The 12,786-nt window shown below is 49.4% G+C and carries 15 protein-coding genes; all 15 read right to left on the bottom strand.

Annotation, left to right across the window (positions count from 1 at the left end; translation table 11 throughout):
* Positions 1-2: 2 nt before the first annotated feature.
* Positions 3-1,022 carry a branched-chain amino acid aminotransferase gene (locus C7382_RS01805; protein WP_116678615.1) on the bottom strand — a complete coding sequence of 340 codons (1,020 nt, stop codon included), beginning with the start codon at positions 1,020-1,022 and terminating at the stop codon, positions 3-5.
* A 136-nt stretch (positions 1,023-1,158) separates the two neighbouring features.
* Positions 1,159-2,229, bottom strand: a complete 1,071-nt coding sequence (locus tag C7382_RS01800; protein WP_116678614.1) for a GDP-L-fucose synthase family protein — start codon at positions 2,227-2,229, stop codon at positions 1,159-1,161.
* Positions 2,222-3,319, bottom strand: a complete 1,098-nt coding sequence (gene gmd, locus C7382_RS01795) for a GDP-mannose 4,6-dehydratase (RefSeq protein ID WP_116678613.1) — start codon at positions 3,317-3,319, stop codon at positions 2,222-2,224. Before gmd ends, C7382_RS01800 begins: the two co-directional genes overlap by 8 nt.
* A gap of 545 nt (positions 3,320-3,864) precedes the next feature.
* On the bottom strand, positions 3,865-4,296 hold the full coding sequence (locus C7382_RS01790; protein ID WP_116678612.1) for an META domain-containing protein: 432 nt from the start codon (positions 4,294-4,296) through the stop codon (positions 3,865-3,867).
* Between the two features lie 16 nt (positions 4,297-4,312).
* The gene (gene murI / locus C7382_RS01785) at positions 4,313-5,137 is read right to left on the bottom strand and encodes a glutamate racemase (protein ID WP_116678611.1); all 825 of its coding nucleotides are present in this window, start codon (positions 5,135-5,137) and stop codon (positions 4,313-4,315) included.
* Positions 5,138-5,199: 62 nt separating this feature from the next.
* Complete coding sequence (gene cobC / locus C7382_RS01780; protein ID WP_116678610.1) at positions 5,200-5,739, bottom strand: alpha-ribazole phosphatase; 540 nt, start codon at positions 5,737-5,739, stop codon at positions 5,200-5,202.
* Between the two features lie 16 nt (positions 5,740-5,755).
* Entirely contained in the window at positions 5,756-6,529 is a 774-nt protein-coding gene (locus C7382_RS01775; RefSeq protein WP_116678609.1) for an adenosylcobinamide-GDP ribazoletransferase, read from the bottom strand.
* 6 nt (positions 6,530-6,535) lie between these two features.
* Positions 6,536-7,573 (bottom strand): nicotinate-nucleotide--dimethylbenzimidazole phosphoribosyltransferase, encoded by a 1,038-nt coding sequence (cobT, locus tag C7382_RS01770; protein ID WP_116678608.1) that lies wholly within the window; start codon positions 7,571-7,573, stop codon positions 6,536-6,538.
* A gap of 9 nt (positions 7,574-7,582) precedes the next feature.
* A complete protein-coding gene (gene cobU / locus C7382_RS01765) occupies positions 7,583-8,134 on the bottom strand; it encodes a bifunctional adenosylcobinamide kinase/adenosylcobinamide-phosphate guanylyltransferase (RefSeq protein WP_116678607.1) in 552 nt (183 codons plus the stop codon).
* 175 nt (positions 8,135-8,309) lie between these two features.
* Entirely contained in the window at positions 8,310-8,834 is a 525-nt protein-coding gene (gene rplI, locus C7382_RS01760; protein WP_116678606.1) for a 50S ribosomal protein L9, read from the bottom strand.
* Positions 8,835-8,855: 21 nt separating this feature from the next.
* Positions 8,856-9,128, bottom strand: a complete 273-nt coding sequence (gene rpsR, locus C7382_RS01755; protein ID WP_116678605.1) for a 30S ribosomal protein S18 — start codon at positions 9,126-9,128, stop codon at positions 8,856-8,858.
* A 17-nt stretch (positions 9,129-9,145) separates the two neighbouring features.
* Entirely contained in the window at positions 9,146-9,493 is a 348-nt protein-coding gene (gene rpsF / locus C7382_RS01750) for a 30S ribosomal protein S6 (RefSeq protein ID WP_116678604.1), read from the bottom strand.
* 102 nt (positions 9,494-9,595) lie between these two features.
* Positions 9,596-10,459, bottom strand: coding sequence for a sigma-70 family RNA polymerase sigma factor (locus C7382_RS01745; RefSeq protein ID WP_116678603.1), 864 nt, complete (start codon positions 10,457-10,459; stop codon positions 9,596-9,598).
* A gap of 175 nt (positions 10,460-10,634) precedes the next feature.
* Complete coding sequence (locus C7382_RS01740; RefSeq protein WP_116678602.1) at positions 10,635-12,131, bottom strand: DegQ family serine endoprotease; 1,497 nt, start codon at positions 12,129-12,131, stop codon at positions 10,635-10,637.
* A 241-nt stretch (positions 12,132-12,372) separates the two neighbouring features.
* A complete protein-coding gene (locus tag C7382_RS01735) occupies positions 12,373-12,627 on the bottom strand; it encodes a type B 50S ribosomal protein L31 (RefSeq protein ID WP_116678601.1) in 255 nt (84 codons plus the stop codon).
* Positions 12,628-12,786: the final 159 nt, after the last annotated feature.

Genomic DNA, 12,786 nt, shown 5'->3' with positions numbered 1-12,786 from the left:
GATTAGTCGAGGATCGTTACCCAACCATGCGTGTCGGGCTTGTCACCATACTGGATAGCACGCAGCTCGTGATAGAGCTTTTCGCACCAGGGGCCTGGCTTGCCATCCTTGCTGATGATGTACTGCTTGTTGTTCTCCAAGTCATCGATCTCAGAGATCGGGCTGATTACAGCTGCAGTACCGCAAGCACCTGCTTCTTCGAATGTGGCAAGTTCTTCCTCTGCTACGGGACGACGTTCTACCTTCAGACCCAGATCTTGCGCTACCTGCATCAGACTCTTATTCGTGATAGAGGGCAGGATAGAGCTTGATTCGGGAGTGATGTATGTATTGTCCTTGATCGCAAAGAAGTTGGCGGGGCCGGCTTCGTCGATGTACTTCTTTTCCTTAGCATCCAAGAAGATGGCGGCAGAATAGCCCATGTCGTGAGCTTTCACGGTCGGGATCATACCGGCAGCATAGTTGCCGCCCACCTTGATCGTACCGGTACCCAGAGGTGCGGCACGGTCATAATCGCGGAAAATAGCCATCTTAGTCGGCTTGAATCCTTCCTTGAAATAAGGACCTACAGGTGTTACGAATACGATGAAGAGATATTCGGGAGCAGGCTTTACACCTACCTGTGCACCCAATCCAATAACGAGAGGACGGATATAGAGAGAAGCACCGCTTTCATAAGGAGGAACGAAACGTTCATTCATCTTTACAGCTTTGATCACTGCTGCTTCGAATAGTTCTTGCGGCAATTCAGCCATAACCACGCCTTGGCAAGAGCGATTCATACGCTTGGCGTTCTCGTCCATACGGAACAGACGGATCTTGCCATCCTTGCCGCGGAAGGCTTTCATACCTTCGAATGCTTCCTGCCCGTAGTGCAGACAGGTAGCTGCCATGTGCATGGTGATTGTTTCTTCGGATGATACTTCGAGTTCACCCCACTTGCCGTTGCGATAGTAACAGCGTACGTTGTAGTCGGTCTTCATATAGCCGAATGAGAGCGACGACCAATCGATATTTTCCATAATCCTAATTAGATAAGACTGTTTATGATTAGATGATTATTCTTCGTTTTCGGTAACTCTGCAAAGGTAGCAAATAATCATTGCGAGGATGATTTTTGGTGCGAGAAATCAGTAAAAGGAGCCCTGCTTAAACAGATCACATTCTATACCAATGTACCAATCGCTCCACTCCTTCCCGGATACCGATGCGATGCTTCCAGCCTAAGGCGTGCAGTTTGCTCACATCGGTGAGCTTGCGCATCGTGCCATCGGGTTTGGATGAGTCGAATGTGATGCGCCCTTGGTATCCGATGGCCTGTGCGATGAGTGCTGACAGATCGCGAATGGATATCTCTTCGCCGGTACCTATATTGATATGGCAGTTGCGTATCTCCATCGTCGCAGAGGGACACAGATGAGAGAAGTCGCGATGTTCCATCAGGAAGACGCAGGCATCGGCCATCTCTTCGCTCCACAAGAATTCGCGCAAGGGATTGCCCGTACCCCAGAGGCTTACCTCTTCGGCCGTGATGCCATACCGTTGTAGGAGGGGGAGTATCTCGTTCATGGATGATGAGCCGTTCACGCCTACCACAGGACGCGCTTGCAGATCGGTGCGCACAGCCTTTTCATCTCCGCGAAGGAGGCAATCCGCCAAGTGAATCTTTCGGATCATAGCCGGAAGTACATGGCTATTTTCTAAATCGAAGTTGTCTTGGGGACCATATAGGTTGGTGGGCATCACAGCGATGTAGTTGGTGCCGTATTGGAGATTGAAGCTTTCGCACATCTTAAGCCCGGCTATTTTGGCGATGGCATACGGCTCGTTGGTGTATTCCAGAGGAGCGGTGAGCAACTCCTCCTCGCGCATCGGTTGTCGTGCGTCGCGAGGATAGATACAAGTGCTGCCGAGGAACATCAACTTACGCACATTGTGCCGATAGCTCTCGCCGATAACGTTTTGCTGGATGCCCAGATTGCGGTAGATGAAGTCGGCTCGGAAACGGCTGTTGGCCATGATGCCACCCACATGGGCTGCCGCCAGAAATACATACTCGGGCTGCTCCTTGTCGAAAAACTCACGGACGGCTACGGCATCGAGCAGATCCAGTTCTTGATGCGTGCGCCCTATGAGATGGGTGTAGCCTTTCTGCTGCAGATTGTTCCAGATAGCCGATCCTACTAAACCGCGGTGACCGGCCACATATATTTTGGCATCCTTATTCATTGTCTTGTTCTTCAAATTGGGCTCTGAGATGCAACTTGCGTACGAAGCACATATCGGCTTTCACCATGATGCGTACCAACTCCTCGAATGAAGTTTTGGTTGGATCCCAACCGAGCAACGTCCGAGCTTTGGTGGGATCACCGAGTAGTTGCTCCACCTCACAGGGGCGGAAGTACTTCGGGTCTACCTCCACGAGGACACGACCATTGGTTTTGTCCACACCTCGCTCTGCGATACCACTGCCTTCCCATTCGAGTTCGATGCCTACTTCGTGGAAGGCCAACGTCACGAACTCTCGTACGCTATGCATTTTGCCCGTGGCGATCACGAAGTCTTCGGGCGTATCGTGCTGTAGCATCAGCCACATACACTCCACATAGTCGCGAGCATAGCCCCAGTCGCGACGAGCATCCAGATTGCCCAGATAGAGTTTGTCCTGGAAGCCTTGTCGGATGCGGGCAGCTGCCAGCGTGATCTTGCGGGTGACGAAGGTCTCCCCTCGGCGTTCGCTCTCGTGGTTGAAGAGAATGCCATTGACGGCAAACATACCATAACTCTCCCGATAGTTCTTTGTGATCCAGAAAGCGTATTGCTTGGCCACTCCATAAGGCGAGCGCGGATAGAATGGAGTAGTTTCTCGCTGTGGCACTTCCTGTACTTTGCCGAAGAGTTCGGACGTGGAGGCCTGATAGATACGCGTTTGCTGTTCGAGACCGAGTATTCGCACTGCTTCCAATAGACGCAGCGTGCCCACGGCATCTGCTTCGGCCGTATATTCGGGTACATCGAACGAAACCTTTACATGGCTCTGTGCAGCCAAGTTGTATATTTCGGAAGGGCGGATGGTCTGGATGATGCGTACCAGCGAGGAGCTGTCCGTCATATCGCCGTAGTGGAGATTGATCAGCCGTTCGCGCTTCATGTCTCGCACCCATTCATCGAGGTAGAGATGCTCGATTCGACCTGTATTGAAAGAAGATGAACGACGTAGGATACCGTGTACTTCGTACCCCTTCTCAATGAGAAATTCGGCCAAAAAAGAACCGTCTTGCCCTGTGATGCCGGTGATTAGTGCTACTTTTTTCTTCATAATAGGGATGACCGAGAGACCGAGTCTCCGTCAGATGCTATAGTATTCGTCTCCGCAAAAATACGCATTCCTACGACGTTATTGAGACCGTTGTGACATGAGGAGCGCTTATCTTATAGTATTGCCTGCACCACAATAAGGATAGATCAGGGATGCGTTTGGCATATCAATACTTCGTCCGTGAGAAGTGTTTTGTGAGTATCGGGCAGTGACTCAGCGGATCGATCGTCTCTTGAAACACGCCGAAAGCAGGCAAAAACTCACCGCATAAACAACTGAAAACTTGCGCCAGTTTCATTTGATTTTGGCGTCATATCTCCGGAAGTTATGCGCCATTTCGAAAAGTTTTTGGCGCGACTTTGTGTTTGGATTTGACGCCACAGATTCTTTGTTTCAGGCGTGATAAAGATGGAGATGCTATCGAATATGGAATATATGTGGAAGTGTTGGGAAGAAAAAAGAAAAGAGGATATACCAAAATGAAGATTTTGGTATATCCTCTTTCATGGAGAATTATGTAGTCGGGGAGCAATGCTCCTCGCCGACTATGGACGGGAGAGGACGAGTAGGGGAGCCGTGTCCTTCTCACTGTAGAGATAGCACTTGCCATCTTTGACTTCATAACGCTTTGCTTCGCGTAGCGTGGCGAATAGCGTTTGTTCGAAGCCTATCTCAGGGCAGTACATACGAGTGGCGATGACGTCGCCAAAGCTGATGGAGTTTGTCTTGGCATCGTATGTCAAGACCTCGCCGCCATAGCTGTTGCAACTGCCTTTACCACCGAATCTTTTCTCTTCGAGATTGAGCGTAAAGGTCATGCCGACACTCGTGAGGGCAGCTCTGTCTGCTTCGCCCAACTGGCTTACGGTCCAATCGCCTTCGATCTTGTTCTGTTCGGATTGGGCACGGTTATTGACACCACAGGCGGATAGTATCGCAGCCATGAGTACGGATAAGAGGAGGGTTGTTTTGTTCATTCTTTGTTTGCTGTTGTTAGTCGATTGTTACATGCTCGGCTTGGACTGCTTCTTTGAGGAAGAGTGAAGCCAGTTCTCCGAATTTGTCAGGACTTTCTGTCGTGAAGTACTCTGTCTTCCCTCCCTTTTCGAGGCGCTGATCCATCTCAGGGTGACGGAGGAGATAGTCCTTCAATGAATGGGCTACAAGCTCGCCTTGTGCAATGAGCTTGATAGTGGGGGTGAGTAGTCGCTTCATCTTGGGGCGCAAGAGCGGGTAGTGCGTACAAGCCAAGATAATCGTATCGATGGTATCGTCCTTGGCTATGATGCTGTCGAGGTGCTTGCGGATGAAGTAGTCTGCTCCCGGGCTATCGCTCTCTCCCGTCTCTACGAGCGGTACCCACATGGGGCAAGCCTCTTCGGTGACGGATATTTCGGGGAATAGTTTGGCTATCTCCAGTTGGTAGCTATGCGAGCTGACAGTGCCTTGTGTGGCCAAGACTCCGACGTGCTTGGTTCGGGTGATTTCATCCACAGCCTCTACGGTGGGGCGGATGATGCCGAGAACGCGGCGCGTGGGGTCGTCCATATAGGGAAGATCGCGCTGCTGGATGGAGCGAAGGGCTTTGGCAGAGGCTGTGTTGCAGGCCAAGATAACGAGTGGACAGCCCAGATCGAAGAGCTTCTTCACGGCTTGTAGCGTGAACTTATAGACGACCTCGAAGGAGCGATTGCCGTATGGAGAGCGGGCGTTGTCGCCCAGATATATGAAATTGTATTCGGGCATTAGTTTGCGCATCTCACTTAAGATCGTGAGACCTCCGTAGCCGGAGTCGAATATGCCGATGGATGGGCTCATATTACTACTTATTATTTGGGCGTAAAGTTACCAATAATTAAGCAGTACGTATCGGCTAAGAACTATTTTTTGGTGCCAATTTGAAGAGTGACGATGCCGCCATAAGGCGTCTGATGTTCGAAGCACTCTGCCAAGCTGTAGATACCTGCATATACCTGGGCGCAAAGGATGGTGCCGCCATGTGTGAAGATGGCAACGTGTTGCAGAGGCTTCGATGTCAGTTCGCACAAAAAGTTGCTGACTCGTTCAAGTTGGATAGAAAAACTTTCACCCCCGGTGGCAGCTGTATGGATATAGTCGGCGTAGTATTCTTGCAGTCGGGGATCGACTATCCGGTCGTAACGCTGCATCTCCCACTCTCCGAAATTAATTTCCAGCAGTCGGCTGTCTCTGCGAGCGTCGGGATAACCGCAATAGTCTGCGAGGCGGGTGCATCGGCTGAGCGGGCTGGTGTATGCGGCATCGAATGGTATGCCGACAAGGCGGCTGCGTACTAACTCGGCTTCTTCAGTGAATGTCGAACGCAAGGGTACGTCGGTCTGTCCATAGCATGTACCTACGGGGACGTCCGTCGTGGTGTGGCGTATGAGTGTGATTTGCATTTGATTGATCCTTGCTCTATTGGCCTCTGCTCATCATGAGTACTCCGAGCCATAGGCCGAGCTCGCAGAGGAGGAAGGTAGCCCCACAGCAATCGCCCGTATAGCCTCCTATCTTACGCATCATGAGCTGACGGAGTGCCACAAAAATCAGTACGGGAATAAGGATTGCAGGCCAATAGTACATTGGCAGGAATAGGAATAACGGGAAAGCTCCGGCAGCGAAGGAGAAAATAATGGTCGGGATGCTCATGCGCTTATAAACGGTCTCGATCTTACTCTCCTCTACCTGACGAGCATAGGGAGTAGTATTGATCAGTTGTGACGCGACAAGCTTACAGAAGGGGTCGCCCACGCCGAGGATGATGAGCGTCAGGTTAGGTGGTAGTGCTGCGAGCGAGTGAATAGCCAGTGCGTAATAGATGACGAATGCCAAGATCCCGTAACTACCCGTATGCGAATCCTTCATAATCCTAAGGATGCGCTCTCGGCTTCCTCCGGCTCCAAAGCCATCGAAGAAATCGCCTAAGCCATCTTCATGAAAAGCCCCTGTGAGAATAAGGCGCGAGAGGAGGGCAAGGATAATGGCTACAATAGTAGGAAGCCCTATAAGCATAGACAGCCAATAGATGACGACCATCGTTCCTGCCGTCAACCAGCCGACCAAGCTCCAATAGTCTGTAGCTCTGCGGAAGGCTGTGTCGGTTACGCGGACTACTCGCCACAGAGGGAGACGCGTCAATAGCATGAATGCTGCCAGAATGTGATGGTAGGTTTTGGTCTGCTGCGCCATTGTCCATTAGAAGTATTTGGTTACAGCTGCTTGTTCGAAGGTATGCATCTCGCAGAGCATCCTCACCGCCGATTCGATAATGGGATAGGAACAAACTGCTCCCGAACCCTCGCCGAGACGAAGGCCTAAATGTAATAACGGTTTGGCTCCCATGTGGTTGAGTAGACGTGCATGTCCGGACTCGTCTCCACAGTGACCGAATATGGAGTAATCGAGAACCTCGGGGTGGAACTTAGATGCAGCGAGTAGGCAGTTGGTCATAATGAATCCATCTACAATGATAATCATGCCAAGCTCGGCCGCCTTCAGCATCCCGCCGACTGCCATGAGCATTTCCAAGCCCCCGAAGTAAGTGATGATGTCTTCTGCAGTACCGCTACCCGTATAGTGGTCTTTGGCCTCTTTGAGTACATTGTATTTGTGCCTGATGCCGTCGGTATCCAGTCCGCTGCCGGCCCCTACACATTCCTTGAGATCAATCCCGGTGAAGAAGGTCATCCACATGGAGGAGGTAGAGGTATTGGCAACTCCCATCTCACCGAAGCTGATGATGTTGCATCCTCCGGTATGGCAATCGTTTACAACCTCGGCTCCTGCTGCGATGGCTTGCTCCATCTCCTCTTTGGTTAGTGCAGGCTCGTGCAGGTAGTTGCGTGTGCCTTTGCGTATTTTACGATCCAAGACGTCTATTCCTTCGGGGAAATCGAAGTCAATCCCTCCGTCAACGAGTACGAGTTTGAATCCGTGTTGGCGGCAGAGGAAGTTGATGCCTGCGCCTCCGCCCAGAAAGTTGTTGATAACCTGCCACGTGACTTCTTTGGGCGAGAAGCTGACTCCTTCGTTGGCGATACCATGATCGGCCGCGAAGATGATATTGTGAGGATTGCGTAATTGGGGGGCGAGTGTTTGTTGGATGAGCCCGATTTGTAGCGCGAGCTCTTCGAGTGTGCCTAAGGAGCCTTTGGGTTTTGCCAGACAGTTGATTCGGTTGATCAGTTCTTGGCGAATATTTTGGTTGGGGCGTCTGATGTGGAATGTTTTCATCGTGGTTCGTCAGTCTTGTTCTTTTGTTTCATCTTTGATTGTAACAGGAATGCCGCTGATCATCAATACGACACGTTCGGCACGGGCTGCCACGTATTGGTTGAGTCGTCCCAGTAGGTCCGCAAATTGTCTTTGGACTACGTTTTCTGCCACGCCTCCCAATCCGATTTCATTGGTGACGAAGATAAATGTGCCGTCTTGCTCGGTCAGGGCATCGAATTCTCGGCAAAGAGCTTCGTACGAAAGGTTAATGTCCGAATTCAGATCAAAAAAGAAGTTCGTAGCCCAAAGAGTGAGACAGTCGATAAGCATTACGCCTCCATTGGGGTGATGACGACTCAGCGTCTTTTCTTCTTCGATATTCATCCATTCCGGACCACGCCTTTGCTGATGCCGTGCGACACGTTGGGCAAACTCATCATCCCAAATCCGTGCCGTGGCCAAATAAATAGGATTGGGAGAGAGTGACAGTGCTAATTGCTCGGCATACAAGCTTTTGCCCGAGCGTTGTCCGCCCGTAATGAGGATGATCGTGCTTTCGCTTTGAGATTTGTGGCTCATTGGTCATTTCTGTTACGGGGCAAAAATAAGGATAATCGTGCGACGTTCTGTTCTGCTGAGACTTAGACTTCGCTTGCGATTCACATTAAAATCCGGTATTCTTCTTAAAAGGAAAGCGGGTGTGCCAAAACTTTCATTTTGACACACCCGCTTATGTTTGGGTTACTGATAAGAATTATTCAGCAGCTTCTGTCTCGTTTGCTTCTACAGCTTCTTCAACAACGGGAGCTTCTTCTGCCTTCGGCTCGATAACTTCGTTCTCAGAAACAACTTCGAAAGGAATTTCTACAGTAACTTCCTTGTGCAGACGGATAACAGCAGTATAGTTGCCAATTTCCTTAACTGCAGGCTTGAGAACGATGATCTTGCGATCTACTTCTACGCCTTTCTTTGCCAGTTCTTCGGCGATTTGGATATTCGATACTGATCCGAAGATTGTGCCTGTCTTGCTGGTCTTAGCCATGATGGTCAGGCTGATGCCCTGCATAGTGGCAGCTTTTTCTTCAGCTTCTTTCTTGATCTGGGCGATTTTGTGAGCGCGTTGCTTCAGATTCTCTGCCAATACTTTCTTAGCTGATTCTGATGCAATCACAGCTTTACCCTGCGGGATTAGAAAGTTGCGACCGTAACCATCCTTGACTGTTACGATATCGTCTTTGTAGCCAAGGTTGACTACATCTTCTTTCAAAATAACTTGCATATTCTGTCTCCTCGTCTTTTATTATTTCATCATATCGGTTACGTAGGGCAACAAGGCCAAGTGGCGAGCACGCTTTACGGCCTGAGCGATACGACGTTGGAATTTCAGTGAAGTACCGGTGATACGACGCGGCAGGATCTTACCTTGTTCGTTCAAGAATTTTTTCAAGAACTCGGGATCCTTGTAGTCGATGTAGCGGATGCCGCTCTTCTTGAAGCGACAATATTTCTTCTTCTTGGTATCTACTGACAACGGAGTCAGATAACGGATTTCTCCTTGGTTGTTTGCTGCCATGATTTACGCCTCCTTAACTACTTCTGTTTTTTTTTTGCTCCTCTCAGATTTCTTCTCTTTGCAGCGTATTCGGCTGCGAACTTATCTTGACGGAAAGTCAAGAAGCGGATAACGCGTTCGTCACGACGGAAGTTCGTCTCCAACTTGGCGATTACTTCAGGATTGGCCTGGAACTCAACAAGCTGGTAGAAGCCTGTCGATTTCTTCTGGATGGGGTAAGCAAGCTTACGCAAGCCCCAGTTTTCTTCGTTCACGATAGTTGCACCTTCCTGCTTGAGGAGGGTCGTGAACTTTTCTACCGCTTCCTTCATCTGAGCATCAGACAAAACGGGAGTCAAAATGAAAACGGTTTCGTAATTGTTCATTGTTAAACTCTTTGTGATTTGAATTATTAGAATAATTTCGGCCGCGAAGATACACACAATCGTGTAAATACGCAACCGAAATAATTTTTTAATCGTTATTCCTTAGCCTAAGTACCCTTTCAGATTCTTGCATTTATTGCTTTGCCGTAGGCGGCGGATTGCTTTTTCCTTGATTTGGCGTACACGTTCGCGTGTCAAACCAAACTTGTCTCCGATCTCTTCAAGCGTCATTTCTTGGCAGCCGGCGATGCCAAAGAATAGCTTTACGATCTCTGCCTCGCGCTCAGTGAGAGTTGATAGAGCTCTTTCGATCTCAACGGCCAGTGATTCGTTGATGAGGGTTTTGTCCGTATTGGGAGTATCTTCATTAACCAATACGTCGAGCAGGCTGTTGTCTTCTCCTTCTACAAAAGGTGCATCCACTGAGATATGTCGACCCGATACTTTCATTGTGTCGGCGATCTTATCCTCGGCAATGTCCAGCTCCTTAGCCAGTTCGGCAGATGACGGACGACGTTCGTTCTCTTGTTCGAACTTCTGCTGTGCCTTGATGATCTTGTTGAGCGTGCCTACTTGGTTTAGAGGTAGACGTACGATTCGAGACTGCTCGGCCAACGCTTGGAGGATGGACTGACGAATCCACCATACCGCATAGGAGATAAACTTAAAACCGCGTGTTTCGTCGAACTTCTCGGCAGCTTTGATAAGACCCAAATTGCCTTCGTTGATCAAGTCAGGCAGGCTGAGGCCCTGATTCTGATATTGCTTGGCCACAGATACAACGAAACGAAGATTGGCGCGAGTAAGTTTTTCGAGTGCTTTGCGATCTCCGCGTTTGATGGCTTGTGCCAACTCTACTTCTTCTTCGACCGAAATCAAGTCCTCTCGACCAATCTCTTGAAGGTATTTGTCAAGTGACGCACTTTCGCGGTTGGTAATCGACTTGGAAATTTTAAGTTGCCTCATTCTTGCTCCTTACACTTTAATATGGTTTGCAAAAATAGTAAAATATCTTCTGTAATCGGAAAAAGCCAATCGCTCCACTCTCTATATCCTACTTCATGGTCGAAGATGATGTGGAGAGTGGAGCGACTGTAGGCTGTTTGACCCGGTCTATGGAAACGGTTGTTGGTGTCTTGTCCTATAGCTCTATCTCGAATGTCCTGATATTGCCATCCGGATAGAAGCCTCGTACTAAGATTGCACGGCCTGTGCGGCTCTGTCTTGTTTCGTTGACGATGTCACTGATGTCCGATCCGGAATTTACCGGCTGACGATTGACTGACAGAATGATGAATCCTTTTTTGATTCCCGCTTCTCTGAACCTGCCTGTCCCTACAGAGGATATCTCTACTCCATAGGAAACACCATAGGTGCGTTTTTGTTCAGTGCTCAGCTCTTGGAAGGTGGCTCCTAATATATTCTCAGATGACTGGCCGGTGATAACCGATGTGCTTCCTTCGTTGTTCTTGAGCGTGACCGTAAGCTCTTTGATGGCACCCTTGCGATTAACGGTGAGCTTCACCTTATCGCCCGGTCTGTATCGGCCAATAGCTTCTTGTAACTGAGGGAAGCTCTTGATCTGCTTGTCATCCACTGCAGTGACGACGTCGCCTTTCTGCATCCCGGCCGATACGGCTGCGCTTACTTCGGCAAAGTCAGCTACCAGAGCTCCTTCGCGTACTTTCAGATCAAATTCCTTAACAGCAGCTTCCGTTATATCTCCACCGGTTATTCCGAGGACTGCACGCTGCACTGTGCCGTATTGTTTGATGTCAGCCACGACTTTCGCTGCGATGGAGATCGGAACAGCAAATGAATAACCGGAATAGTTGCCCGTCTGACTATATATCATGGTGTTGATGCCGATGAGTTCGCCCCTGTCGTTTACCAATGCTCCACCACTATTGCCGGCGTTGACAGCTGCATCGGTCTGAATGAACGATTCTATCTGGAGGGTTCCGCTTCCGGTCGCTTGCTGCGTGGAGCGGCCTTTGGCACTGACAATGCCTGCAGTCACTGTAGAGGTGAGGTTGAAAGGATTGCCCACGGCTAATACCCATTCCCCTACACGGAGCTTATCCGAATCACCGAAGGGGATGGTGGGGAGTCCCTTGGCATCCACTTTGAGGAGGGCAATGTCGGTGGTGGCATCAGTGCCGACTATTTTGGCCTTGAAACTGCGGTTGTCATTGAGGATGACAGTGAGATCTTTGGCCCCTTTGACCACGTGATTATTGGTGATGATGTAGCCGTCCGTGCTGATGATAACGCCCGATCCATAGCCTACGACTTGACGCGTCTGAGGACGTTGGAAACTTCTGGAGTCTCCGCCGAAGAAGAATTCAAATGGATCGAAGTATTGCTGTGAATCCATTCGTTGCTCGGCCTCGACTTTGATGTGTACGACAGCATTGACCGATGCTTCAGCTGCATCCACAAGATTGGGCAAACCGGCTGAAGCTCCTGACGTAGGAACATAGGACGTTTGCTTGAATCCATATTCGTTCTCGATGCCGTCGGATAGGAAAGATTGTCCTTGATAATGTCCGATGGCTGCGATAGTGGCAACTGAAGCCACTACGCTGATGGCAGCAATACCGAAGGCTCCTGCCGTGTATTTCCACACTTTGTTCATACAATGATTGGTGCTTAAATGTGTTTGACTAATGTGTTATGTGTTCTTTTCAGTTCTTTAGTGTATAGATGGGACTGATATGCTCAGGTTTATTGCCGATAGAAAAAAATGGCATGAGGGCTGCGCCTAATAAGCACAGCACCCGTTCATCGCCTTTGCTATATGAACGGGTACTGTAGCTGTTGTGCCTCGTCGGTATCGTGCAAGAGATCGACGGGGATGATTCGAAGCGGTGAGAGGCTTACTTCTTCTTACGATCGCCGTAGCGGCTCATGAACTTATCGACGCGACCAGCCGTATCTACGAGCTTGGCCTTGCCGGTGAAGAAGGGGTGAGAAGTGTTAGAGATTTCCACCTTGATCAAGGGGTAGGTAACGCCATCAATTTCGATCGTCTCCTTGGCTTCCATGGTAGAACGAGTAATAAAGATGTCTTCGTTAGACATGTCCTTAAAGACTACCGGGCGATAATTCTCAGGATGAATACCTTTTTTCATTGCTATCTATTTTTGATTTGTTCTTGTTTCGTTTGTGAATGACACTCTTGGAGTTTGGTAACCGTTTTTTACGGACGACAAAGGTATGAATATTATTTTATCAAGCAAGTTGTTGGACACTAATGTTTTCCGATGTATTGCTCTTGCTACTGGGAAATA

Source organism: Porphyromonas loveana (assembly GCF_003096695.1).
GTDB classification, from domain to species: domain Bacteria; phylum Bacteroidota; class Bacteroidia; order Bacteroidales; family Porphyromonadaceae; genus Porphyromonas; species Porphyromonas loveana.
The sequence above is the reverse complement of the archived record's forward strand: the minus strand, read 5'-3'. Positions and strand labels throughout refer to the sequence as shown.

What these genes read in the sequence shown, in the direction of transcription:
- C7382_RS01805 (WP_116678615.1), bottom strand. Translation starts at nt 1,022, where the DNA reads ATGGAAAATATCGATTGGTCGTCGCTCTCATTCGGCTATATGAAGACC.
- C7382_RS01800 (WP_116678614.1), bottom strand. Translation starts at nt 2,229, where the DNA reads ATGAATAAGGATGCCAAAATATATGTGGCCGGTCACCGCGGTTTAGTA.
- gmd (WP_116678613.1), bottom strand. Translation starts at nt 3,319, where the DNA reads ATGAAGAAAAAAGTAGCACTAATCACCGGCATCACAGGGCAAGACGGT.
- C7382_RS01790 (WP_116678612.1), bottom strand. Translation starts at nt 4,296, where the DNA reads ATGAACAAAACAACCCTCCTCTTATCCGTACTCATGGCTGCGATACTA.
- murI (WP_116678611.1), bottom strand. Translation starts at nt 5,137, where the DNA reads ATGAGCCCATCCATCGGCATATTCGACTCCGGCTACGGAGGTCTCACG.
- cobC (WP_116678610.1), bottom strand. Translation starts at nt 5,739, where the DNA reads ATGCAAATCACACTCATACGCCACACCACGACGGACGTCCCCGTAGGT.
- C7382_RS01775 (WP_116678609.1), bottom strand. Translation starts at nt 6,529, where the DNA reads ATGGCGCAGCAGACCAAAACCTACCATCACATTCTGGCAGCATTCATG.
- cobT (WP_116678608.1), bottom strand. Translation starts at nt 7,573, where the DNA reads ATGAAAACATTCCACATCAGACGCCCCAACCAAAATATTCGCCAAGAA.
- cobU (WP_116678607.1), bottom strand. Translation starts at nt 8,134, where the DNA reads ATGAGCCACAAATCTCAAAGCGAAAGCACGATCATCCTCATTACGGGC.
- rplI (WP_116678606.1), bottom strand. Translation starts at nt 8,834, where the DNA reads ATGCAAGTTATTTTGAAAGAAGATGTAGTCAACCTTGGCTACAAAGAC.
- rpsR (WP_116678605.1), bottom strand. Translation starts at nt 9,128, where the DNA reads ATGGCAGCAAACAACCAAGGAGAAATCCGTTATCTGACTCCGTTGTCA.
- rpsF (WP_116678604.1), bottom strand. Translation starts at nt 9,493, where the DNA reads ATGAACAATTACGAAACCGTTTTCATTTTGACTCCCGTTTTGTCTGAT.
- C7382_RS01745 (WP_116678603.1), bottom strand. Translation starts at nt 10,459, where the DNA reads ATGAGGCAACTTAAAATTTCCAAGTCGATTACCAACCGCGAAAGTGCG.
- C7382_RS01740 (WP_116678602.1), bottom strand. Translation starts at nt 12,131, where the DNA reads ATGAACAAAGTGTGGAAATACACGGCAGGAGCCTTCGGTATTGCTGCC.
- C7382_RS01735 (WP_116678601.1), bottom strand. Translation starts at nt 12,627, where the DNA reads ATGAAAAAAGGTATTCATCCTGAGAATTATCGCCCGGTAGTCTTTAAG.